At 54.0% G+C, this 23,839-nt stretch carries 18 protein-coding genes; 16 read left to right on the top strand and 2 right to left on the bottom strand.

The features are described 5' to 3' along the window. The first annotated feature begins 5 nt into the window (after positions 1–5). The 13 genes from NST84_RS06500 (at position 6) to NST84_RS06560 (ending at position 16,384) form a co-directional block, all read left to right on the top strand. Positions 6–1,253, top strand: coding sequence for an amidase family protein (locus tag NST84_RS06500; RefSeq protein WP_342564800.1), 1,248 nt, complete (start codon positions 6–8; stop codon positions 1,251–1,253). 775 nt (positions 1,254–2,028) lie between these two features. Beyond that, positions 2,029–3,603, top strand: a complete 1,575-nt coding sequence (locus tag NST84_RS06505; protein WP_342564801.1) for a PucR family transcriptional regulator — start codon at positions 2,029–2,031, stop codon at positions 3,601–3,603. A 64-nt stretch (positions 3,604–3,667) separates the two neighbouring features. Beyond that, positions 3,668–4,288 (top strand): NTP transferase domain-containing protein, encoded by a 621-nt coding sequence (locus NST84_RS06510; protein WP_342564802.1) that lies wholly within the window; start codon positions 3,668–3,670, stop codon positions 4,286–4,288. A 216-nt stretch (positions 4,289–4,504) separates the two neighbouring features. Next, positions 4,505–5,668 carry a BMP family ABC transporter substrate-binding protein gene (locus NST84_RS06515; protein WP_342564803.1) on the top strand — a complete coding sequence of 388 codons (1,164 nt, stop codon included), beginning with the start codon at positions 4,505–4,507 and terminating at the stop codon, positions 5,666–5,668. A 107-nt stretch (positions 5,669–5,775) separates the two neighbouring features. Then, entirely contained in the window at positions 5,776–7,308 is a 1,533-nt protein-coding gene (locus tag NST84_RS06520; RefSeq protein ID WP_342564804.1) for an ABC transporter ATP-binding protein, read from the top strand. Next, complete coding sequence (locus NST84_RS06525; protein WP_342564805.1) at positions 7,305–8,426, top strand: ABC transporter permease; 1,122 nt, start codon at positions 7,305–7,307, stop codon at positions 8,424–8,426. Before NST84_RS06520 ends, NST84_RS06525 begins: the two co-directional genes overlap by 4 nt. A gap of 30 nt (positions 8,427–8,456) precedes the next feature. After that, the gene (locus tag NST84_RS06530) at positions 8,457–9,386 is read left to right on the top strand and encodes an ABC transporter permease (protein ID WP_342564806.1); all 930 of its coding nucleotides are present in this window, start codon (positions 8,457–8,459) and stop codon (positions 9,384–9,386) included. Between the two features lie 208 nt (positions 9,387–9,594). Continuing rightward, positions 9,595–10,083, top strand: coding sequence for a 2-oxo-4-hydroxy-4-carboxy-5-ureidoimidazoline decarboxylase (gene uraD, locus NST84_RS06535; protein ID WP_342564807.1), 489 nt, complete (start codon positions 9,595–9,597; stop codon positions 10,081–10,083). Beyond that, positions 10,080–10,463 (top strand): hydroxyisourate hydrolase, encoded by a 384-nt coding sequence (uraH, locus tag NST84_RS06540; protein ID WP_342564808.1) that lies wholly within the window; start codon positions 10,080–10,082, stop codon positions 10,461–10,463. Before uraD ends, uraH begins: the two co-directional genes overlap by 4 nt. Positions 10,464–10,500: 37 nt before the next feature. Then, entirely contained in the window at positions 10,501–11,895 is a 1,395-nt protein-coding gene (locus NST84_RS06545; RefSeq protein ID WP_342564809.1) for an allantoinase, read from the top strand. An 11-nt stretch (positions 11,896–11,906) separates the two neighbouring features. After that, entirely contained in the window at positions 11,907–13,178 is a 1,272-nt protein-coding gene (locus tag NST84_RS06550) for a Zn-dependent hydrolase (RefSeq protein WP_342564810.1), read from the top strand. A gap of 20 nt (positions 13,179–13,198) precedes the next feature. Further along, the gene (locus NST84_RS06555) at positions 13,199–14,428 is read left to right on the top strand and encodes an alanine--glyoxylate aminotransferase family protein (RefSeq protein ID WP_342564811.1); all 1,230 of its coding nucleotides are present in this window, start codon (positions 13,199–13,201) and stop codon (positions 14,426–14,428) included. Between the two features lie 141 nt (positions 14,429–14,569). After that, positions 14,570–16,384, top strand: coding sequence for an adenine deaminase C-terminal domain-containing protein (locus tag NST84_RS06560; protein WP_342564812.1), 1,815 nt, complete (start codon positions 14,570–14,572; stop codon positions 16,382–16,384). Positions 16,385–16,655: 271 nt separating this feature from the next. Here the strand turns inward: NST84_RS06560 and NST84_RS06565 are convergent, their stop codons facing one another. Next, positions 16,656–17,678: a serine hydrolase domain-containing protein gene (locus tag NST84_RS06565; protein ID WP_342564813.1), complete on the bottom strand. Its 1,023-nt coding sequence runs from the start codon at positions 17,676–17,678 to the stop codon at positions 16,656–16,658. A 276-nt stretch (positions 17,679–17,954) separates the two neighbouring features. On the opposite strand from NST84_RS06565, the gene NST84_RS06570 reads away from it, so the two are divergent. Beyond that, complete coding sequence (locus NST84_RS06570) at positions 17,955–18,407, top strand: IDEAL domain-containing protein (protein ID WP_342564814.1); 453 nt, start codon at positions 17,955–17,957, stop codon at positions 18,405–18,407. A 72-nt stretch (positions 18,408–18,479) separates the two neighbouring features. Here NST84_RS06570 and hemH read toward each other — a convergent pair whose 3' ends face one another. Next, positions 18,480–19,517: a ferrochelatase gene (gene hemH, locus NST84_RS06575; RefSeq protein WP_342564815.1), complete on the bottom strand. Its 1,038-nt coding sequence runs from the start codon at positions 19,515–19,517 to the stop codon at positions 18,480–18,482. 495 nt (positions 19,518–20,012) lie between these two features. Here hemH and NST84_RS06580 point away from each other — a divergent pair, with 495 nt between their 5' ends. Together NST84_RS06580 and NST84_RS06585 are read left to right on the top strand one after the other, a co-directional pair. Further along, positions 20,013–22,298, top strand: coding sequence for an FMN-binding protein (locus NST84_RS06580; protein ID WP_342564816.1), 2,286 nt, complete (start codon positions 20,013–20,015; stop codon positions 22,296–22,298). A gap of 217 nt (positions 22,299–22,515) precedes the next feature. Then, positions 22,516–23,472: an HD domain-containing protein gene (locus tag NST84_RS06585; RefSeq protein WP_342564817.1), complete on the top strand. Its 957-nt coding sequence runs from the start codon at positions 22,516–22,518 to the stop codon at positions 23,470–23,472. Positions 23,473–23,839 lie beyond the last annotated feature (367 nt).

Genomic DNA, 23,839 nt, shown 5'->3' on the forward strand with positions numbered 1-23,839 from the left:
GAGAGATGATCCTTAGTAACAATTATGGCGCATTTATTGCACCGGAGCTGGAGGTAGCCGGCTTGCAGCAGGGCGAACTGAAGGGCTTACGGTTCGCGGTAAAAGATGTCTTCGCAGTGGCCGGGCACCGCTCTTCCGCCGGGAATCCTGCCTGGCTGCGCAGCCACGAACCTGCGGCGGCACATGCGGCTGCTGTTGACAAACTTCTGGCCGCGGGAGCGTCTTTGCGCGGAGCGGCTCATACGGATGAGCTGATGTACAGTCTGGGAGGCGAGAACTACCATTACGGTACGCCTGTGAATCCGCGCGGCACTGGACGGATTCCCGGCGGTTCATCCAGCGGCTCAGCGGTGGCGGTAGCCTCAGGTGCAGTCGACTTTGCACTTGGAACGGACACAGGTGGTTCGGTCCGCGTTCCTTCGGCTTATTGCGGAGTATACGGCTTTCGTCCAACACACGGGGCTGTCTCCATGGAGGGAGTTATTCCGCTGGCCCCCGGATTCGATACGGTAGGTTGGATGACGGACAGTCCAGAGCTGCTGCTGAGGGTGGGTAGAGTGCTGCTAGATGCTGGTGTAGGGAAGGATGTCATCCATCTGCCCGGATTCGGATCTGGCTCTGGTTCTGACTTAGGCCGTACTGATGCTGATGGCGGAATGACCAGGCTGTATCTCCCTGCGGACTGCTGGGCGCTTGCAGATCCGGATATTACCGTCTGTCTGAGGCAGGGGCTGAACCGGCTGCGGGCTGCAGCCGACGAGACAGTGGAGAATGTGATTTCAGCTGAAGGCCTGAAAACATGGATGGATGTGTTCAGGGAGCTGCAGGCGTCCGAGATCTGGGCGACCCATGGCGCGTGGATCGGCGAGGAGCAGCCGGTCTTCGGGCCGGATATATCGGCCCGCTTCACTTGGGCGGCAAGCCTTGCCGGGCAAGAACATAGCAGGGCAGCTGCGCTGCGGCAGGAAATTGCCGGCCGGCTGCGGCAGCTGCTCCGGGATGACTGCTGCCTGGTCATCCCGACTGTACCGGGGCCGGCCCCGCTGCTGGGCGGAGATCTGCAGCAGCTGGAGCGTAACCGCAGCGGTGCCATGATGCTGAGCTGTATTGCCGGCCTTGCCGGCCTGCCGCAGATCACCCTGCCGGTGGAGGGGCCGGAAGGTTTGCCGATAGGCCTGTCCGTTATCGGCGGACCCGGGCAGGATCTCCGTCTGCTCTCCTGGATCGCGCGGGTTTGGCGCCTGGGCGAATAATGCCCATGCTGTCTGTTAGCTGGCCAGCCCGCACGCAGTGGGCTGAAGCTTATCCGGCATGTGGTATAGGAAAGTGAGCAAGGGTCGGAATATAGCCGTGCGGGTATCGGACTAAGCGGTTAACGTGATTTGGTTACAGCCTGTCCGGCATCCGGCTCAGCGGAAACAAGATGCGGAAGGTAGTGTGCTGACACTACCTTCCAGCCTGTCAGAGTCAGAATGAACTGAATGGGAGAGCTATCAGCGTAACCTGGAGCAAAGGAGGGAAATTCGGGGATTGTAGATGTACAGAGTGCAGTTATTCTGATTTCTTATTTTAAGAGAGTACCTTTTGTTTTGCGAATAACTCCACGCAGTCTACTGTTTCCATGTTTGTTCACTACACTTGACACATAACCACGTAAAAAGACCTGGCCAATATCATCCAACCACCTCGTTACCCCAACTACCCAATTAGTTACCTGCCAGTGAGCCGTGCTGTTGCATTAATCCGGCTGTCTGTTCTCCTTCTCCGCTGATTCTGTACGCCATTTTCTCTATTGAAATTAGAGAACGATTAATCCCGGATGTACCCGCAAGGCACACCGTGCCTCTCCTTATTTCTCCAGACTCAATCCGATTCGTTAAAATTATGTGACTTACGTCAATATACTTAACATATTCTCGTGGTATTTTCACTTTACTCTTTCCAATAGGGGTTATTTTATCTATAATGTTACATAAAGTAACATAAGAGACGATCATTTATAAACGTATTTATTTAAGGAGGGGTGGCATGCATCTTACTGTTGAAGAAGCGTTGTCCATTTATCCTTTATCCGAAGCGAGGCTTATCGCGGGGGCCAGGGGCAAACACAGAATTGTGAAGTCGATCAATGTGATGGATGCGCCGGATATCTCGGACTGGATAAAAGAGGGCGAAATGCTGTTAACGACTGCTTATCTGATTAAGGACAGTCTGGAGGATGCCTCTGCTCTGCTGCAGACGCTGAACCGGCGCGGCTCGTCGGCGCTGGGGATCAAGCTGGGCCGTTTCTGGGATACCGTGCCGGAGGAGCTGATTGCTGAAGCGGAGACGCTGAACTTTCCGCTGATTGAGCTGCCGTTTCAGTTTACCTTTTCGGATCAGATGAACGGGCTATTTCGCGCCGAGCTGTCGCGCAGCACCAGTATGCTGCAGGGAATTATGGAAAAGCAGCGCAAACTGATGCGCTTTGCGCTGCGCTCGGGGCGCAGCGGCCCGCTGTTCGAATCCGTATCAGAGGTGATCGGTTATAAGCTTGCAGTTGTAAGCGCCAGGGGAGACGTGGTCTACAATAATTCAGAATATGGCGGCCGCCAGCTGCTGGAAGGCTGGCCCTGGCAGAACCGCAGCCAGCGCTTCCGGATCGGTGACAGAACGGGTCTGCGTCTGCCTTTGATGCAGGGGGAAAAGTGCTCTGGCTATCTTTTATACTGCCCGGTTGACCCGCTTCTGCTGCCTGTGGAAGAGTGCCTGTTTATCCAGGGGGCTGAGCTGATTTCGTTTCATATTCATTCGGGTTATGAGGATTATTTTGAGCTGGCTGAGCACCGGGAGTTCAGCGCCCTGCTCCGCCGCTGCCTGAGCGGAGGGCTGTCCTGCAGTGAGCTGTCCCAGGCTGCACTGAGGCTGGAGGTCAAGCTGCTGCATGCGCCTTTTCAGCTGCTGCTTACGGATACAGCTGCGGGCGGGGAAGAACGGCAGCTGGAGCTGCTCCGGCTGAAGGAGGAGTATGCGGAACATCCTGCGCTGCGCGAACTGAATGCCATGCATGTCCTGATGGATGAAGGGCTTGTGTCACTGTTTCCGGCAAACGGCCATAGTGCAGAGCAGTTCCGTGAGCTGATTAACGAATGTTTTCATAATGTGAAGCTTGATAAAGGATATTATCCGCGTGCTGCTGCTAGTAGTGTCAAAGTGAAGCCGGAAGGACTGAAGGAAGCCTTTGCCGAGGTGAAGGAATGTATGCTGACGGCCCTGCACTGGGGGGCATTCGGGAATGTGGTGCATTACCGGCAGCTGGAGCTGAACCTTTTGCTTGGCCAGATTCCGGCAGATCAAATGACCAAGTATATTAGCGGCAATCTGCGCGGGCTGCTGAGCCGGGAGCCGGAATATGTCAAGGAAATGCTACACACGCTGGAGGTCTATCTGGAGAACGATGGGCATGTCAACGAAACAGCCAAAAAACTGTTCATCCACCGCAACACAGCCACTTACCGGATCGAGAAGCTCAGTGAGCTGCTGGATGTCGATTTTAAAAAAATCAATGATCTGATGAGACTCAAGCTGGTGTTTGTGTTCCGCAAAATGCTGGAGCGCGAATAAAGCTGCACAGTAAATTCATAACAAAAAAGGCAGGCGCAAGGCGCTGCCGGAAGGAGCGGGAACAATGAAAGTAGCCGGTATTTACCTGGCAGCAGGGACGGCCAGACGGGCGGGAGCACCCAAAGTGCCGCTGAAACTGTCTCAACAGGTCCCGCTGGAAAGTCTGGTGGTCCGTGAGCTTGAACGCTGCGCACTTGATCCGCTGATCGTGGTTGTCAGGGCGGATGATAATCTGGAATGGTTGCCGCCTGCCACTGAACCGGGCGCAAGACGGACTGAAACCTGCCTGACCGCTCATCTGGGCCTGTCTTTTTCCTTGCGCTGCGGACTGAATGCCATTCTGCCCTTGCAGCCTGATGCTGTGGTGGTGGCGATTGCTGACCAGCCTTTTGTTACAGCGTCGCTTGTGAACCGGCTGAAGGACATGTATGTGCGGAATCCGGAGCTTGATTATGTGGCTGGTACGGCTGAAGGGCTGGCCATGCCGCCGGCGCTCTTTTCCAGAAAGATGTTTACCGTATTGCAAGGATTGGACGAGGAAGAAGGGACAGCGGGAATTCTGCGGTCTTCGGATTATAAAGGGGTTGTGCTGGAGCCTGGACCTGCGGGCATTTTTATGGATACTGCTGCGCGGTTTGATTATGATGAAGCCTCTACAGAGTGGAGTGTTCGCAGGGAAAACTGACATCAAACGGCGTAATATCAGATGAATGTGAGTAAATATCACATATTTTAAATTTAATTTCTTGCAGTTTAGTGCATGAGGCACAAAAAGCACCGAACTTCTTATTATATAACACAAACGTATGTTATGTAAATTTACGTAAATGCTCCGGCTCAGTATAGTAGAGATACATTAGTGGTTTAGCCATTAAGAGAGATATCCTGGAGGAGGAGAATTATGAAAAAAAGGGGTCAGGGATTTACGGTAGGCTTAATGCTGATGGTGCTGCTGTCGGTAGTGCTGGCGGGCTGCGGAAGCAACAACAATGCGGCGGCTACGAATACAGCTGCAACAGAGGCGCCGGCAGCGGCTAATGCGGGAACGGCAACAGAGGCGCCAGCGGCAGCAGAGAAGCCGACGGTTGCTTTTGTCTACATCGGGCCTCCGGGTGACGGCGGATATACGTATCAGCATGATCAAGGCCGTCTGTACATGGAAAAAGAGCTCGGCATTACAGCGGACTTCGTCGAGAATGTTCCGGAAAGTGCCGATGCGGAGCGCATTATTACTGAGCTGGCACAAACCCACGACATTGTATTCACCACAAGCTTCGGATATATGGACTTTACTCTCAATGTAGCTAATAAATTCCCCAACGTGAAATTCCTCCATGCTTCCGGCTACAAGACGGCTGAGAATATGGGTACCTACTTCGGTAAGAACTATCAGGCAAGTTATCTGTCCGGTATCGCTGCAGGCAAAATGACTACGAAAAATCATCTTGGTTATGTAGGAGCTTTTCCAATCAGCGAAGTTATCTATAATCTGAATGCTTTTACACTCGGTGCACAAAGTGTCAATCCGGACATCAAGGTAGATGTGGTCTGGACCAACACCTGGTATGACCCGGCAACAGAACGCCAGGCGGCAATCAGTCTGCTGGATAAAGGTGCAGATGTTCTGCTGGCTTATCAGGATTCACCGGCTACCCTTCAGGCAGCAGCTGAACGCGGGGCTTACGCAGGCGGCAATGACTCTGACATGAGCAAATATGCGCCGGACAGCTATCTGACCAACCCTGTATGGAACTGGGGCCCTTACTATGTGAAGGCTGTTCAATCGGTAATGGACGGAACGTGGAAGAGTGAGCAGTACTCCGGAGACATGGCTGACGGCATGGTTGAGCTGGCGCCGTTTGGCAACAAGGTTCCGGATGATGTGAAGGCGCTGGTAGAGGAGGCAAAAGCCAAAATCGTCAGCGGCGAGCTGGATGTATTCACTGGTCCGATCTCCGATAACCAGGGCAACGTCAAGGTGCAGGAAGGGCAGACGCTTACGCTTGAGGAAGTGCTGGGCATGAACTGGCTTGCCAAGGGAGTAGAAGGTACAATCCCGCAATAATAGCTTTACTCTAAAATCATACTTCTTGTATCTATGGGTGGGGCGGGTTCCGGATGAATGGAGCCTTCCCCACCCGTACTACAACTATAAGGAAGGAGCATCCCAATATGCAGGACCATTCGGTTGAAATGCGCGGGATTGTGAAAAAATTCGGTTCTGTAACGGCAAGCGATCAAGTCGATTTTTCAGCAAACGCGGGTGAGGTTCACGCGCTGCTTGGTGAGAACGGAGCAGGTAAAAGCACGGTCATGAGCATGCTGTCCGGTGTATACCGTGCAGATGAAGGTGAAATTCTGATTCACGGCAAGCCGGCCAGAATCCGCTCCCCGAAGGATGCGGCACTGCTGGGAGTCGGGATGGTATTTCAAAACTTCAGACTGGTGCAGAGTCTCACGGCAGCGGAGAATATCGTGCTTGGCGAAAAGTCGTCTTTCTGGCGGGGCAGCAAGTGGATCAGGCAGAAGCACGAGGAGATCGGGGCGCTGGGGGAGCAGTTCGGGCTGAAGTTTCCGGTAGACCGTCCAATCTGGCAGCTGTCCGTAGGTGAACAGCAGCGGGTAGAGATCGTCAAGACGCTTTACAGGGGGGCGGATATTATCATTCTGGATGAGCCGACCTCCGTGCTTACACCGGGGGAAGCGGAACAGCTGTTTGAAACCCTGAAGGTGATGAAGCAAGCCGGTAAGACCGTAATCATGACTACCCATAAAATGAAGGAAGTGTTGGCTTCCTCTGACCGGATTTCCGTCATGCGCAAGGGCCGGATGATTGCTACGCTGGCTACGGCAGGGACGGATGAACTGGAGCTGGCCCGCCTGATGGTCGGCAGAGAGGTCGCGATCAGCCGCCAGGAGCGGGAAGAAACGCAAGGAGAGCCGCTGCTTGTCGTTAACCGCTTGGAGGTCTCGGCCGATCACGGCCGCAAGGCGCTCGACGGCCTGTCGCTCAAAGTGCGCGAGGGGGAAATTGTCGGCGTAGCAGGTGTGGCAGGCAACGGGCAGAAAGAGCTGGCAGAGGTACTTACAGGACTTAGAGCCTGGAAGAGCGGGGAGATCCATTTTGACGGCAAACGGGTAAAAACGGCTTCGGTCCGCGGTGCCATCGATGCGGGAATCTCCCATGTACCGGAGAACCGGATGAAGAGCGGGCTGGCCGGACGGCTGGGTTCGGTGGATAACCTGCTGTTCAAATCTTACCGTACAGAGGAGCATTCCAAATTTGGCATTCTGAAGGCTGCAAAGAACCGATCATGGTCGCAGGAGCTGGTTCAGCGCTTTGACGTAAAAACACCGGAGCTGGATACGCCTGTGCAACAATTATCCGGCGGGAACCAGCAGAAGCTGCTGTTCGCCCGTGAGGTCAGCCATAAGCCAAAGCTGATGGTTGCCGTTCACCCGACACAGGGGCTGGATGTGGGTGCTACAGCCGGAGTACACGAGCTGCTGATGGAGCTGCGCGGCTCGGGCAGTGGTGTGCTGCTGATCTCCGAGGATCTGGATGAGCTGCTGCAGCTGTCAGACCGGATTCTGGTCATATATAACGGTGCCATTATCGGCGAAAGCGATCATGAGCATGCGGACAGGGAGCAGATCGGTCTGATGATGGCCGGAATCCGGCATAGGGAGGAGAGTGCGGTATGAGTCCGAAAAATGCAGGCAATACAGCAGCGGCGGTGCTGGAACCGCCAGCCGCCAAGCCCGGCAAACGCTTCGGGCTGCGGCTGGAATACGATTCAAGCCGTACCCGCTCCCCGTGGTGGTCGCCGGTTCTGTCCGTTATCCTGGCATTGCTGCTCTGTGCGCTCTTTATAGTCGCAAACGGGATGAACCCGGTAACCGTCTATGAAAAGATGTTCCGCGGCGCCTTCGGCACCTCCTACGGCTTTACGGAAACGATGGTAAAAGCGATTCCTCTGCTGCTGTGCGGGCTCGGTATCGCTGTCGCCTACCGGATTTCCGTCTGGAACATCGGGGCTGAAGGGCAGCTGACCGTCGGCGCGATGGCGGCCACGGCGGTTACGATTTATTTTCCCGGCCTGTCTTCCTTCTGGGCGATTACGCTGATGCTGATCTTCGGTACGGCGGCGGGGGCGCTATGGGGCTTAATGACGGCCATTCCGCGTACGCACTTTGGTGTCAATGAGCTGATCACTTCTCTGATGCTGAACTATGTTGCGCTGCTTGCTCTGGACTATGTGGTGTTCGGTCCGTGGAAAGATCCCGCGGGCTTCAATTTCCCCGGTTCTCCGATGTTTACGGCTGCCCAGTCGCTGCCGGTCCTGGGGACGACAAGATTACATATCGGACTGATCTTCGGCCTTGTCGCCGTGCTGATCTATTTCCTGATGGTTAAATTCACCCGCTGGGGCTATGAGCTGAAGCTGATCGGCGCCAATCCTGCGGCTGCGCGTTATGCGGGCATTCATATTAAAAAGCATATTATCATCGTAATGCTGATCAGCGGCGGGCTGGCGGGCATCGCCGGGATGGCCGAGGTGTCCGGGGTGACTCACAAGCTGATGCAGGGAATCTCGCCCGGCTACGGGTACACTGCAATCATCGTCGCCTGGCTTGCCAAGCTGAATCCGCTCGGCCTAATCGTCACCTCCGTCCTGTTCGGCGGCCTGATTGTCGGCGGCTACAGCGTGCAGACCATCGGCCTGCCTTCGTCTATTTCAGAAATGCTGCAGGGCTCAATCCTGTTCTTCCTGATTGCCGGCGATATGATCCACCGTTTTCGTATACGCCGGAGCGCTTAGGCGGCGCTTTAGAGAGAAGGGAGTTAGACTATGGATTTTACTACACAGTTATTGATAGCAGCCATTTCCGCCGGAACCCCGCTGCTTCTGGCTACGCTTGGCGGCATTCTGACCGAACGGGCAGGCATCATCCAGCTTGGCGCGGAAGGTCTGATGCTGATGGGGGCCGTAAGCACTTGTATCGTCTACATCCGCAGCGGTAATCTGCTGCTGGCCCTGCTTGCTGCCATCGCTGTGACTGCACTGCTTGGTCTGGTTCATTCGTTCCTCTGTGTGACGCTTCGGGCGAATCAGACGATGTCAGGACTGGCCATGACGCTGTTCGGCAGCGGACTAAGCGCTTATCTCGGCAAATCGATCAGCGGCCTGCCGCTGCCGGGAACTTCACCCAAGCTTAATCTAAGCTGGCTGGAAGGTGTTCCGGTAATCGGGGATATTTTTGGACGGCTGGATTATCTGACCTGGTTCAGCCTACTGCTGGTGCTCATGCTGCATCTGCTGATTCACCATACGTCCTGGGGGCTGCATCTGCGGGCTGTCGGCGATAATCCGGCGACAGCGGATGTCATGGGCATCCGGGTCCAGCTGATCCGCTACAGCTATGTGACAGCTGGTGCTGCACTGATCGGTCTGGCGGGAGCAGATATGGTGCTGGCCTATGCGCCGACCTGGAATGAAGGGCTCACGGCCGGCCGCGGCTGGATTGCCGTCGGACTCGTCATTTTTGCTAGATGGAATCCGCTGCGCGCGCTTTTCTGTGCATACTTCTTCGGCGCACTGGATTCACTCGGCTTCCGCATCCAGCTGCTGGGCAGCGCAATTCCGCCGTATTTCCTGAAAATGATTCCTTATGTCGTAACGGTTCTGGTGCTGATGTATCTCGGTTACCGTAACCGGAATAAGCCGTCGGGGACTCCCGAAGCATTGGGTACGCCGTATATCCGCGAGCAGAGGTTTTAATAAAAGAAGCTTTTCCTGATTATCTGTTATAATCATTGAAATCCATTTATTGTAGTTCAAACTTTTAAACGGTTGAATACAGTGAATGGACTTTTTTTACCCTTGAAGTTATATGAGAAATATCATTGCACAGTTATTAAAACTACAGAAACGGGGCGGAAGTATGAGCGCAGAGAAAGGTACCTTAACATTAGAGCAAATTAACCGCATGAGCCGGGAACAGTTTGTAGCGGCGCTTGGCGGAATTTTTGAACATTCACCCTGGGTGGCGGAGAGGGCTTATCAGCAGATTCCGTTTCATTCAGTGGAGGAGTTGCACCGTGCAATGCTGCAAACGGTGCGAAGTGTGCCTGACAGTCAGATTACAGAGCTGCTTAGATCCCATCCGGATCTGGCCACCAGGCTGCAGGTCACACCATACTCGGCGGCGGAGCAGCAGGGGGCAGGGCTTGACCGGCTGACAGCGGAAGAATTCGGACTGCTTACAGGAATGAATGCTGCATATACAGAGAAGTTTGGCTTTCCATTTATTCTGGCGGTTCGCGGCAAAAACAAAGATGACATTATTGCGGCGATTTCCGAGCGTGTTCATCATCCGCTGGAACAGGAGCGGGAGCAGGCCTTGTACGAAATTGGCCGGATCACCGGCTTCCGGCTGCATGATCTGCTGCCGGAGCCTGAAGGGTCAGCATTATGAGCGGGCGGCTGACCACCCATGTGCTGGACCTCGCAAGAGGAGGTCCAGCAGCCGGGATGGCGCTCCAGCTCTGGAAGCTTGACGGCGGGGCGGGAGAGCTGCTGCGCGAAACGGTGACGAACAGCGACGGGCGGCTGGATGCTCCGCTGCTGACTGGCGAGGAGCTTACCCCCGGGAGCTACGAGCTGCTGTTTATGGCCGGGGATTATTTCCGCGGCACTGCGCTGGCAGCGTCTGGTGCCGGAGCAGCTGCGGCAGACCCGGGGGTATTTTTTCTCGAACAGATTCCGCTCCGTTTCAATATTACGAATACCGCAGAGCATTATCATGTTCCGCTGCTTGTAGCACCCGGAGGGTACAGCACGTACCGGGGAAGCTGACACAATAAACAGAACCGATGGCGGAGGTGGCTGGACCATGAAGGAATCGTATGAGCTTATCATCAGGAACGGGGATGTAGTGCTGCCCGGAGAAGTGGTAAAGCTGGACATTGCAGTAAAGGATGGGAAAATAGCTGCGCTGGACCGGGATTTGCCGGTTCTTCCGGACACCCGGGTCATCGATGCGCAGGGGCTGTATGTGCTGCCCGGCATGATTGATATGCATGTCCACTTTAATGAACCCTCCTTCGGACACTGGGAAGGCTTCCGCAGCGGCTCGGCGGCGCTGGCCGCCGGAGGCTGCACCTGCTATGCCGATATGCCGCTGAACGGCAATCCGCCTACGGTGAATCTGGCTGCGCTGCAGCTCAAGGGCGAGGCGGCAGCCGGAAACTCCGCCGTCGATTATGTCCTATGGGGCGGACTCGTTCCCGGCAACCTGGATGAGCTGGAGGAGCTGGCGGCAGCCGGAGTTACCGGCTTTAAGGCATTCATCTCTAATCCCGGCGGTGAAGGGGAAGGCCGGTTCCGTGAGGTCGATGACGAGACCCTGTATCAGGGGATGAAGCGGATCGCCGCTTTCGGCGGTATTCTGGCACTGCATGCAGAGAGCGAGGAGATTACGGCAACGCTGTCTGCTGATGCGGTGCGGAGCGGACGGACCGGTGCGCGGGATTTCGCTGCTACCCGTCCGGCGGAGGCTGAGCTTGAAGCAGTGGCGAGGGCGCTGCTGTACAGTGAGCGTACGGGCTGCCGGCTGCATTTTGTGCATATCAGCACGGCAGCGGCAATTAATATGATTTATGAAGCGAAGCTCCGCGGGCTTGATGTATCGGCGGAGACCTGTCCGCATTATCTCGTTATGAACGAGAACAGCCTTGAGGAGCTGGGGGCGGTGGCCAAATGTGCACCGCCGCTGCGCAGCCCGGAGGAGCAGGAAAAGCTGTGGCAGGTGCTGGCTGCCGGGCGAATTGAGCTGATTGCCTCCGACCATTCCCCCTGCCCGCCGGAGCTGAAGCTCGATCCCGGCCTGAGCTTCTTCGAAGCCTGGGGCGGCATCTCCGGGGCGCAGAGCAGTCTGGAGCTGCTGTTCCACGAAGGAGTGAATAAGCGCGGACTGCCGGTTGCGCAGATTGCTGCGCTGCTGGCGGAGCAGCCGGCCCGGCGGTTCGGGCTGGATCACCGCAAAGGCTCAATCACACCCGGACTGGATGCTGACCTGGTGCTGCTTGACCCGAACCATCCCTACACCCTGAAGCCAGAGGATCTCCTGTACCGCCATAAACACAGCCCTTATACCGGCATGACTTTATCCTGTAAAGTAAAGGCAACGATTAGCCGTGGAGCTGTAGTATACACTGCAGAAGCTGGCCTGCTGCTTGAAGGCAATGGTGAGTGGCTGCGGGTCAACGAAGGGCAGTTTTCCCGATGAATGCGCCGGCAATGAAAGTCCCTGCACAACAGATGATGGAGCTGCTGGAGGAGCTTGCCGGCTTCAGCGCTCCGGGACCGGGTGTATCCCGGCTTCTGTATACGCCTGAATGGCTGCAGGCACAGAAGTTTCTGCAGGAGAGGATGGCTGGGCTCGGCATGGAGGTCAGGTCGGACAGGGTTGGTAATGTCTATGGTAGATTTACAGGCTCGAAGCCGGAAGAGAAAGTCATCTTAACGGGCTCGCATATTGACACTGTGCTGAACGGCGGGAAATATGATGGTGCTTATGGGATTGCCGCTGCTGTGACTGCGCTGCATTATTTGCGGCAGACCTTTGGACAGCCGGTGCGGACAATAGAGGCCGTCGCCTTCTGCGAGGAGGAGGGCAGCCGTTTTCCGCTCGCCTACTGGGGCTCGGGCAATGTCACCGGGCTGTATAACGGAAGCGAGGCGGACAGCTGCGCCGATTCTGCAGGAGTGACAATCGCTTCAGCGATGGCGGCTTGCGGATTGGCGGGCGGCCCTGAGGACTGCGGAAGTGCAGCCGCAGCAGACAGTGCAGAGGGGGCTATCCCTCTCAGAGAGGATATCGGCGCATTTGTCGAGCTGCATATCGAACAGGGGATTGTGCTGGAGCAGGCAGGCCTGGAGATCGGGATCGTTGAGGCAATCGCCGGACAGCGGCGGTATAGTGTAAAGGTAGCCGGCAGCACGAACCACGCTGGCACCACACCCATGGGGCTGCGCCGCGATGCGCTTGCCGGCGCTACGGAGATGCTGCTGGCCATGGAGCAGGCGGCAATTGCAGCCGGTGATCCGCTGGTCGCTACCTGCGGGAAGCTGAAGGCGGCGCCGGGCACGCCCAATGTGATACCCGGGGAAGTGCTGTTTACACTTGATATCCGGCATAGTGAAGCGGAGGCGCTGGAGCATTTTTGCTCCGTCCTCCTCGCTGCGTTTGAAGGGATTGCCGCAAAGCGGGGGCTTACCTTGCAGTTTACGGCTACCCTGGCTACAGCTCCTGCGCCTATGGACACGGGATTAAATCAACAACTTGAGCATATAACACGTCAGCAGGGAAAAAGCTTCCGCAGAATGGTGAGCGGAGCAGGCCATGATGCCCAGCTCTTTGCTCCCATTTGCCCTACGGCCATGATTTTTGTGCCGAGCAGGGCAGGCATCAGCCATTCACCGGAGGAGTATTCTTCGCCGGATGAGCTGGCTGCCGGGCTCAATCTGCTTACGGCAGTCTTATATGAACTGGCCTATACAGAAAGCTGAACATCAGAGGAGAGGTTTGTATGAAGCGGTACGAAGATTTGGCGCCGTCCTTGCGGTGTATTATGACTCCGGGGCCGGTTGAGGTTGATCCGCGTGTGCTGCGGGCCATGTCTTTTCCGGTGCTGGGTCAGTTTGATCCCGAATTTACGGATATCATGAATGAGACGATGGAAATGCTGCGCGGGCTGTTCAAAACGAATAATAAATGGGCTTTTCCGATCGATGGCACTTCACGCTCCGGCATTGAAGCGGTGATGGTCAGCCTGATTGCTCCGGGCGACCGGGTGCTGATTCCGGTCTTTGGCCGGTTCGGCCATCTGCTGCATGAAATCGCCGAACGCTGCGGAGCTGAGGTCTATACGATTGAGAAAGAATGGGGCAGTGTGTTTGCGCCGGAGGAAGTGATCTCGGCGATCCGCAGCGTGAAACCGGATGTGGTGGCCATTGTCCACGGCGAAACGTCGACCGGACGCATGCAGCCGCTTGCTGAAATTGGGCAGGCCTGCCGGGAACAGGATGCCCTGCTAATTGTGGACGCTGTTGCTACCATTGGCGGCGTACCGGTAGAAACAGATGAGTGGATGCTGGATGCCGTTATCGGCGGGACGCAGAAATGCCTGTCCATTCCTTCCGGTATGGCTCCGGTTACGTATAATGAGCGGGCAGAAGCCAAGCTGCTGAAGCGCAAACAGATTGAACGCGGGCTCCGGACTGGCGAGTTCGAGGCAGGAGAGCTGCCGCCCGTGCGCAGCAATTATTTTGACCTCAGCATGCTGCAGGATTATTGGAGCCCCCGGCGGCTGAATCATCATACCGAGATGACATCGATGCTGTATGCGCTGCGGGAGGGGCTGCGGCTGGTGCTTGAAGAAGGGCTGGAGGCGCGGCATGCCAGGCATGCCTTGCATGAGCAGGCGTTGGTTGCCGGACTGACGGCAATGGGGCTTACGCTGTACGGCGATGCGGACTGCAAGCTGACAGTGGTGGCCTGTGTGCTGATTCCGGAGGGAATCGACGGGGAAGCGGTGCGTACAATGCTGCTTGATCATTTCGGGATTGAGATTGCCAGCTCGTTCGGACCGCTGAAGGGTAAAATATGGCGCATTGGCACGATGGGCTTCAGCTGCCGCAAAAATAATGTGCTGCGCCTGCTCGGGGCGCTTGAGGCAGCGCTTTTGCGGCATAGCCATACGCTTTCCCCCGGCCGTAGTGTTCAGGCAGCACTTGACGTATATGAACAAAAAGGGTGATAATCTTCTGAACGGCAACTGGAGAAATGGTATTTGGAAGCTTGCGGACGGCCCTGCCGGGCCGGCTTTACCCAGGAAACGGCTTGCGTCCCGCCAGGGGCGTCAGAGCCGTTTTTATTAAAATATAGCTAATTGGAGGGAGTGGAAGTCATGTCATTCAAAAGAAAACCTTTGGCGGATTGTGTGCCTGAGCTGGTTGCAACAGCACGCGGCGATCAGAAGGCAACCCTTGTTATAACGGGAGGGAAGCTGGTCAATGTGGTTTCCGGAGAAATACTGGAGGGGATGAACGTTGCGGTGCAAGGGGGGCGCATCGCCTATGTCGGGAAGGATATCGCTCATACCATTGGAGAGAACACGCAGGTTATTGATGCAGCCGGCAAATATATCGCACCCGGATTGCTTGACGGCCACTGCCATATTGAAAGCACGCAGCTGACGGTTACGGAATTTGCCCGGGCGGTGCTGCCGCTGGGGACGACGGGCGGATTTTTTGATGCCCATGAAATTGCAAATGTCTTCGGACTGAAGGGCATCAAGCTGATGCTGGATGAAATGCGCGGTACCCCGCTGGCAGCCTATATGCAGGTAGCTTCCTGTGTGCCGTCGGCAGGGGCAGAGTTTGAAACCACCGGCGCCTCGCTGGGACCGGCTGAAGTGGCGGAGGCTTTTACCTGGGGCGAGGATGTGATTGCGCTTGGTGAAGTGATGAACTTCCCGGGCGTGGTCTACGGGGATGACAAAATGATAGGTGAAATCCAGGCGACGCTGCGTGCCGGACGGTATGTTGACGGACATTTTACCTGGCCATCCAGTGACTGGAGGCTTCCGGTCTATGCTGCCGCCGGTGTAACGGGTGATCACGAATGTGTAACGGCAGAGGATGTTATCGAACGTGTCCGGCTGGGGATGTATGCTAAAATGCGCCGCGGCTCCGCCTGGCATGACGTTGCCAAAACAATTACCGCGCATACAGAGCACGGGCTGGACTCCCGCCGGATGATGCTGGTCACCGATGACCGCAGTTCGGAGTCGCTGCGCGATGAAGGACATATGGATTTTGTTGTACGTCATGCGATCTCCCAGGGAGTGAAGCCGGTAACGGCCTTCCAGATGGCGACGATTAATACCGCTGAGCGCTTCGGGGTGGCCCGAGATATCGGCTCGATTACGCCGGGCTCCTGTGCGGATATTATTTTGCTGGACGGAAATCTGGCTGATGTGCATGTAGTAACGACCATAGCTGCCGGGGTGGTGGTGGCCGAGAACGGGATTATGACAGCTGAGCTTCCCGCTTATACCTATCCTGAGGAAGTGCGGTCTTCGGTACATCTGCAGCAGCTTCCCGTGCCGGAGGATTTCATTATCCATGCTCCCGTGGAGTCGGGCAGCCTGGCTACCCGGGTAATCAAGGTTATCGAGAACCATGTGGAGACGGAAGAACTGATCGTTGAGCTGCCTGTAGAAAATGGTAAGCTGCAGATCGGCAGCGGCCTCTGCAAAATCGCCGTATTCGAACGCCATAAAGGAACCGGCAACAAATCGGTAGGCGTAGTTGATGGAATCGGCTTCCATGAGCCTGCGGCGATTGCGATGACCGTGGCCCATGATAGCCACAATGTGCTGGTGATCGGTAATGATGATGTCCTGATGGCAAAAGCGGCAACCGCCGTAGCTGAAGCCCAAGGCGGCGTAGCTGTGATTACCGAGACGGGCAGCACGTTATTCCCGCTGGCCATTGCCGGCCTGATGTCGGCAGAGCCGTTCGAAGTAGCGGCGGCCCAGTCGGCGGCGATCAGCACCACTCTGTATGATGCGGGCTGCACGCTGAACTATGCTTTTATGACGCTGTCCCTGCTGGCGCTTGCCGTTATCCCGACCCTGCGGATTTCTGACAAGGGTCTGGTGCGGATCTCGCCGGAAGACGGCATTCAGCTGGTGCCTTTATTCTGCTGACCCGCCTCCTGTAGGAATAACTCCATAGTATAGAAAATGCCTTCAGCCGGTTTCCGGTCTGGAGGCATTTTTTTATGATCTAAAAAGAGAACTGGCTTCGACGCCACGCTCTCTTTTTGCTTATTTCAAGTTCAATCCATTTAGGTGGATTTCGCTACTTAATTTCGGCGTTCTGCGGTATTGGCGACCATTAGGTGGAAAAACGGCATCTATTTCGGGCCATTTACCGCGCTGAAGGCAATTTTGGCGAAAATAAGTTGCGTTTTTCCACTTAGTTAGGCTGAAACTCACCATACAAACGCTCAATAAACGCATAAGTCTCCGCCCAGTCCAAGCTGGCTGAATTACAGAGCAGAATTACACTGAATTGCTGTTCATAGAACCTTACAATAATGCTCCGGAAGCCTGCGTCTCCGCCTGTATGCCAGATGGTTTTCGCGCCACAGCGTTCCTGAATCATCCAGCCGTAGCTGTAGCCGCCCCAATATTCGGTCAACGGCGCGCCGGCGGAATCCAGACCAGGTGTAAAAATAGCCCGTTTAGCCACCTCTCCCAGCAGCTGATTGCCGTAAAGCGCATCATCCCACTTTTTCAGATCCTCTAAGGAAGAAAAAACATTAGCCGTGCCGGTGGCAAACGTGTCTGCATAATTGCACTTCCAGTTCGCTCCGCATGGTTCATATCCATATGCGCGGTTAGGGACAACTGGTTGCTCTTCATTAAAAACCGTCGAGTTCTCCATCCCGATGACCCCGAATATATATCTTTTCAGGTAGTCCCGCAAAGACAAGCCCGTAATCCGTTCGATAATCAGCGCCAGCAGCACATAGTTGGAGTTGGAATAATCAAATTTACTTCCTGGAGGGAAGCGGGGCTGATCCTGCTGTACAAGCAGGCTGAGGACCTCGGCATTATCGGAGTGCAGCGCGTGCTGGCGTGCTTTTTGCCACAAAAGCTCATTGTAGTCTATGAATCCAGCCGAGTGGTGGACCAGCTCATAGATGCTCACTTCATTGGCATAATGCTTAAGCTCCGGTACGAACCGGGTCAGCTTGTCAGTGGCGCTAAGTTCTCCCCGTTCTATAAGCTGGAGAATGGCCATTCCGGTAAACGGTTTAGAGACAGAGGCCAGATTGAAAACACTATCTAGTTGTATAGGTACCCGGAGCTCGCAATTAGCGAGACCGAGCGTTTCCTGATAAACTGTCTTCCCCTTAAAGTTGGCGATAACACCAATTCCGGGGGTACTGTCATTAAATGCTGTAAAAGAAGCTTTTAGTCGGATACTGCTCATTCCTGTCGCCTCCGTACCATTTTCTTACAAGTATTCATTGCGGAGAGGAGCTTTTCCTGCCTAAAAGGGTTTACAAAGTTACAGTTTTGTCATAAGGGGCATAACATTAACCGATTCATCACAATTTGAAACATTTTTTTGTCGATTTTACAGAAAAACATTAACAAACCCGCGAAAATGGACGATAATACTTTTAAATTAATTATAATTGTTTTCCAATTGCCGACGATGAGACAAGCTGCTGCAAGTTTAAATATATGGAACGGGGTGTATGAGATGATCAGATTAGGAACACAGGACATCGTAAATATCACGATGAAGCAAATTGCCGGTATTTTTAAAATGGAGCCGCTTGAGCTCAGATTTGTTAACGATTTTCAGGGTGAGCAATATCTGCTAACCAATGATAAGCTGCATCTCAGCAACCAGCAATACTGGGCCAAAGTGATGGATTGCGTATTTGATAATCACGTTAGACCGGTCCTGATGTGCGAGGTGCTGTATTTCCTCCGTAATGAATTTATGGAAAGTGACATTAAGCTCAAATTCTCTTATGATTTTTCGGAAGGGTCGCAGGGTGCGGCGACAGCATCAGCGGAGGTCAGCTTTAATGATACACCTGACCTGCAGCCGGCCGAGATTGCCGAACTGATTGACTTTGCCCTGTCTATGCAGGATAAAGTGTGGTTTGAGGAACTGACTGCCAAATACAAACAATTGACCGCATAAACGACATAAATGTAAATTAACAAAAGCCGCCTGCTTCCGTGCTGTATTGACGGAGAAGGCGGCTTTTTGTTGTCATTGCAGCGGATGAACGGCTGCCGCAAGCCAGCCCTGGGCGTTCTCCTGGATGAGTCCGGCCAGGAAATTCAGCCATTCTTCACTGTTGTTAAGGCAGGGAGCTGCCAGGAAATCCTCCGCAGCTCCTCCGCCCGAGGCATAAAAATCACGCCCCTCTACGGCCAGCTCATGTAGCGTTTCAAGACAGTCGGTCACGAGGCCCGGCGAGAAAATCATCGGTCGGCGGATTCCACGTCCGGCCAGCCCCTTCAGCACTTCCTCTGTGGATGGGCCGACCCACTCCTCCCGGCCGAACCGCGACTGGAAACTGACCTGCCAGCTTCCCGGCTCCCAGTTCATTGCTTCTGCCAGCAGCCGGGCTGTTTCATGGCATTGCTCGGGATAGGGATCACCAGTATCCGCATATCTGCGCGGAATGCCGTGGAAGGAAAGTACCATGAAATCGGGTTTTACCTTGAGTGGCTCAAGCTGGCGGAGCAGATGATGTTTCATTGCAGAAATATATCCGGGTGCATCATAGTATGTATCTATAAACCGCAGGGCGGGTACAAAGCGTTTCTTTACCGGACCTGAGGCGCTTTTTCGACCGAGTGCAGCGAAGCAGGCCGCGTCATAGACAGAAGCGGTAGTGGTAGATGAATATTGCGGAAATAAAGGAACAACTACAATCCGCTGTACCCCGGCTGCTTCGAGCGAGGCTATGGCCTGTTCCATGCCCGGCTGGCTGTAGGCGAGCGCAAGCTCAATCCGGTAACGGCTGCCAAGCAGCGCTTGCAGACCCTTTTGCTGGGCCAGTGAGTGCAGAAGCAGAGGCGATCCGTCTTTATGCCAGATGGTGCTGTAGAGCAATGCGGACTTGTGCGGCCGCACACGCAGAATGATTCCCCGTAACAGAGGCTGCCAGAACAGAGGAGAGTAATCAATGATCCGGCGGTCCGACAGGAATCGGCGCAGATAAGGGCGTACAGCCTTGGCGTCCGGCGCATCAGGTGTTCCTATTTGGGCGAGAATGACTCCGATAAGAGGCGGGTTCATTGCTTGAAATGCTCCTTTCATAAACATGACATCGTTTTAAAATATCATAGTTTTTGCATACTGCACAATGCATAAAGTCATACGGCTCTCATAAGACGGAGTAAATGGGAGAAATTGAGAGTTATCGAAAATATTTTTTTTCTGTTAAATACAAATAGTGATGTTTCTTATAGGGTGTGTGATTTTATATACAGAGAAAGGAAGCCGGGATTTGTTACCATCAAGCCAGAAATGACCTCACTGAGGTTTTGAAATTTTATGTGAATTAATTCACCTTTTATGTGATTTTTTTCACCTTTCGCAGCGGGCTATAGTACAACAAGAGGAATCCGTTTCTAAAGAGAGATGTAGCGGGGCGTGCACTAACGGGAGAGGGGGGATGTTTTCTTATGAAGAAAGGGATTGTTCTTCGTAAGAAAGGGCAGAAGAAGACCGGCAGGAGGATTGTTTCGAAGAGCTACATACTACTGGGGATTTGGTAAAGGAGAGTACGCATTGAAAAAATTATTTTCTTTGACAATCAGCGCAGCCTTGCTGCTTGCGCCATTTGCTTACACGATTAACGCACCGGCTCTGAAGCTGACTGTGGATGCCGTTTCGGCCGCTTCGGAGGAAGCACCGGCAGCTACAGCCAAACCGGCTGCGAAGCCAACGGCTAAACCAACACCTAAAGCTACAGCTAAACCAACCGCCAAGCCGACGCCAAAAGCAACTGCGAAGCCAACTGCTAAACCTGCGACAACGCCAAAGGCTACTGCCAAACCAGCTGCAACCGCTAAACCGGCAGCAACGGCTAAAGCAACCGCCAAACCGGCAGCTACAACGAAACCGGCAGCAACAGCTAAACCTGTGGCAACCGCCAAACCGGTTGCAACCGCTACGCCTGTAACCGTTAAAGAAAACGTATATAAAGACGGAGTTTATGTTGCTTACGGCAATGCCTACTCCAAAGGCACCGAAGGCGCCAAGGTTACGATCAAGGACGGAAAGATTGCCGATATCGAGCTGATGAGAACCAGCCCTAAGCTGATCGACCGCAATGTCCGTGATAACTACAGCGGCGTGTGGGTAGCATACGGCCTGATGAAGGAGAGACTGCTTGGCAAAACAAGTGAAGGCGCAGCAGCGGTTGACGCTGTATCCGGTGCAACCCGCACCAGCAACGGCTGGAAGCTGTCTGTAGACAGAGCATTTGCAAGAGCGCTTGAAGTGAAGCCTGCTGATGCTGAATATTTTGCAGGGGACCACATGGGTATCGACCCTGAAGGCAAATACGCTGTATTCGCAAGCTATGATGAGAATAGTCTTACTGCAGTGAAGCTGTACCCGCTGACTGCAGCCGGCGATTTTGTAGACGAAAAAGCCTACACTGCCGAGCAGACTGCAGCAATCGCAGCGATTACTCCTGTACTGCTGGCTAAAGGCTCCTCCGCCCAGGCGGTTCCGGGCTTTGAAGTGGAGTCCAGAGCAGCTATCAACGCATTCTGGGATGCCGAGCAGAACGCTTCAATTAATAATACTTCCGCTTATGTTGACGGATTCTACTCCTCCTACGGTACTGCAAGAAGCGTGGGCGTAGAAAAGGCAGATATCGTAATCCGCAACGGCAAGCTGGTAGATGTGAAGCTGTACAGACTGGGCACCAATCTGATTGACAGAGGTACAACAGCTTATGCTGAAGTGGTAAAAGCAAATGCTCCAATGACCGCCAAACTGCTGGCCAACGGATCTTATATCGCTAATTATGATGAAAAGGTTGACGGGATCTCCGGCGCTACTGAAAGCAGCCACGGCTGGAACCAGGCTGTAGAAAGAGCATTTGAAAAAGCGCTGAAGGTTTCTACGGAAGGGCAATATTTTGACGGTAAATTTGCAGGTGTGGATAACCAGTCCAAAATCATGCTGCTGGCTGATATTGAAGCTGATGAAGTGACCGGCCTGACACTGAGCCTGTTTGGCACAGACGGCAAGCTGATTGCTGATGCTAAGCTGACTGCAGAGCAGAAAACACTGGTAGACCAGCTGAAGGCAGGCCTGCTTGAAAAAGGCACAGCACTTGCCGATGTTACAGGCCAGGAAGCACTTTCCGCAGCAGCAAGAGCAGCACTGGCTGACGCTCTGGCTAATGCATCTAAGACACAAGGCGAGTACAAAGACGGCACATTCACCGCCTTCGGTGACGCTTATGATAAAGGTACGAACAAAGCTGACGTTACCCTGCGTAACGGCAAGATCGTTAACGTAGTACTGTCCCGCGTAGGCATGAATATGGTTGACCTGGGCAAAGCCGCTTATGCAGAAGTGCAAAAAGCGATTCCGCAGCTGACAGCAAGCTTCCTTGCTGCCGGCACCAGAGAAGGCGTGCAGCAGGTTGATGCCGTATCCGGCGCAACAAGCAGCAGCAACGCACTCAAAGCGGCAGTTGACAGAGCTTACGGTAAAGCAGAAGTTGAAGAAGCAGACAAAGCGGCTTACTTCAATGGAATCTTCATCGGTGCTAGCACTGACAAGTCCGTAAACGTTATGGTTACTGTGAAAAACAATGTTCCTGTAGCAATGCTTGTCTACTACCTGGATGCTAATGGTAAAGTTAAGACTCCGGAATATCTGACAGCCGCGCAGCTTGCGGTAAAGAGTGAGATTGAGTCTACTTCGACCGGCAACAGCCTGCACAAGTACGGTTACAAAGCAGCGGCATTCGGTGCCAACGATGCTGAAAAAGCCGTGTCTGCCAAAGCAGTAGAGGCTATCAAAGCCGCTCTGGAAGCAGCAGGCAAGTAAGTACTATCCAGTTTAAGCAAGGGGTTATCCTCAGCCGTGCAAATGGCGGGGGATGGCCCCTTTTGGTGTATTATTCGGGTATATTATAGTAGACTTATTGTAACTGCGGCATATTTCAGTATGAGATTCGTATAGTAGTTAAAGGGATTTCGCAGACAATGTCAAAAGTTTACTATATACAGCAGGTGTTAGCCTGTTAATAACGGGAGGCTCCAACATGACACTTATCAAACAGCTATCTCCACAGGATGAATTTACCGGATTTTATCTGCTCAGAGAGCTGGCAATCAAACAAACGAACGGCACTCCTCCAAAGGATTATTTCGATATTGTACTAGGTGACTCCAGTGGTCAGATCTCGGCCAAGTTCTGGGATGTCAGCACTGCGGATAAGGAAACCTTTTTTCCGATGGCGCTGGTGAAGGTCCGCGGGATTGCCCATACTTACCGTGAAAAGCTGCAGGTTAAGGTTACCAAAATGCGTCTGGCCGAGGAATCGGACGGCGTGTCCCTGACCGAGTTCATCCGTTCTGCCCCGATTCGGCCGGTGGATCTGCTGCATACGATTAAAGGGGCGATGTCCAGTATCCATGACCCGGAGATTTCGGCGCTTGTTGCCTTTTGTGTCGGTAAGGTTGAGGAAAAGCTGATGCATTATCCGGCAGCCAAAACACATCATCATGCCTATTACGCCGGACTGGCCTATCATATGGTGCGTATGCTGGAAATCGGTGATTTCCTGTGCAAGCAGCGCCCGTTCCTGAACCCGGACCTTATGCGGGCAGGGATTATTCTGCATGATATCGCCAAGCCGGAAGAGATGATCTCAAGCTTCGGCATTGTCTCCGACTACAGTGTGCAGGGCAAGCTGATCGGCCATATTTCCATGGCTTCGAACTGGATTACAGAAGCGGCCATCCGCACTGGCGTGGATCTGGAGTCGGAGAAGGTGCTGGCGCTTCAGCATCTCGTATTGTCTCATCATAATCTGGGCGAATGGGGCAGTCCGGTTCAGCCGCAGACGGCTGAGGCTGTCGCCCTGCATCATATCGATGCGATGGATGCCAAGCTGCAGATGGTGGAGGATGCGCTCGATACCACGCCGGAATCAGAGGAATGGACACCGTTTATCCGTGGATTGGAAAATAAAGCAGTCTATCGGCTGAAACTATAGGCAGCCGTAATAACTGAAAATAGCCTCGGCGTGCAGCCGAATCAAAAAGCAGGTTCACCCGGTTTCGGGGGAACCTGCTTTTTTGGTGTGGGGATTGGCCTTGGAAAGGGGGAGAGAAGTGGAAAAGGGCGACAAGTTAAGGGCAAAAGAGCCTTTGATTCCACTCGTATGGAAATGGGCGAATGAAGGGCAAAAGTGCCTTTGATTTCGCTGGCGGAAGGTAGCATGAATAAAATAAAAGACATGGTAAGCGGATTGGCTGCAGTTGGTGGAAAAATCCCACTAATGCTGTATAGAGAGGCGCACTAGCCTCAGCAATGCAATGGCATTTATCCCGCTATCAGGTGTGCAGATAGGCGGGCCGCCC

It is taken from the genome of Paenibacillus sp. FSL R7-0345 (assembly GCF_038595055.1).
Lineage (GTDB): Bacteria > Bacillota > Bacilli > Paenibacillales > Paenibacillaceae > Paenibacillus_AQ.

What these genes read in the sequence shown, in the direction of transcription:
- NST84_RS06500 (WP_342564800.1), top strand. Translation starts at nt 6, where the DNA reads ATGATCCTTAGTAACAATTATGGCGCATTTATTGCACCGGAGCTGGAG.
- NST84_RS06505 (WP_342564801.1), top strand. Translation starts at nt 2,029, where the DNA reads ATGCATCTTACTGTTGAAGAAGCGTTGTCCATTTATCCTTTATCCGAA.
- NST84_RS06510 (WP_342564802.1), top strand. Translation starts at nt 3,668, where the DNA reads ATGAAAGTAGCCGGTATTTACCTGGCAGCAGGGACGGCCAGACGGGCG.
- NST84_RS06515 (WP_342564803.1), top strand. Translation starts at nt 4,505, where the DNA reads ATGAAAAAAAGGGGTCAGGGATTTACGGTAGGCTTAATGCTGATGGTG.
- NST84_RS06520 (WP_342564804.1), top strand. Translation starts at nt 5,776, where the DNA reads ATGCAGGACCATTCGGTTGAAATGCGCGGGATTGTGAAAAAATTCGGT.
- NST84_RS06525 (WP_342564805.1), top strand. Translation starts at nt 7,305, where the DNA reads ATGAGTCCGAAAAATGCAGGCAATACAGCAGCGGCGGTGCTGGAACCG.
- NST84_RS06530 (WP_342564806.1), top strand. Translation starts at nt 8,457, where the DNA reads ATGGATTTTACTACACAGTTATTGATAGCAGCCATTTCCGCCGGAACC.
- uraD (WP_342564807.1), top strand. Translation starts at nt 9,595, where the DNA reads ATGAGCCGGGAACAGTTTGTAGCGGCGCTTGGCGGAATTTTTGAACAT.
- uraH (WP_342564808.1), top strand. Translation starts at nt 10,080, where the DNA reads ATGAGCGGGCGGCTGACCACCCATGTGCTGGACCTCGCAAGAGGAGGT.
- NST84_RS06545 (WP_342564809.1), top strand. Translation starts at nt 10,501, where the DNA reads ATGAAGGAATCGTATGAGCTTATCATCAGGAACGGGGATGTAGTGCTG.
- NST84_RS06550 (WP_342564810.1), top strand. Translation starts at nt 11,907, where the DNA reads ATGAAAGTCCCTGCACAACAGATGATGGAGCTGCTGGAGGAGCTTGCC.
- NST84_RS06555 (WP_342564811.1), top strand. Translation starts at nt 13,199, where the DNA reads ATGAAGCGGTACGAAGATTTGGCGCCGTCCTTGCGGTGTATTATGACT.
- NST84_RS06565 (WP_342564813.1), bottom strand. Translation starts at nt 17,678, where the DNA reads ATGAGCAGTATCCGACTAAAAGCTTCTTTTACAGCATTTAATGACAGT.
- NST84_RS06570 (WP_342564814.1), top strand. Translation starts at nt 17,955, where the DNA reads ATGATCAGATTAGGAACACAGGACATCGTAAATATCACGATGAAGCAA.
- hemH (WP_342564815.1), bottom strand. Translation starts at nt 19,517, where the DNA reads ATGAACCCGCCTCTTATCGGAGTCATTCTCGCCCAAATAGGAACACCT.
- NST84_RS06585 (WP_342564817.1), top strand. Translation starts at nt 22,516, where the DNA reads ATGACACTTATCAAACAGCTATCTCCACAGGATGAATTTACCGGATTT.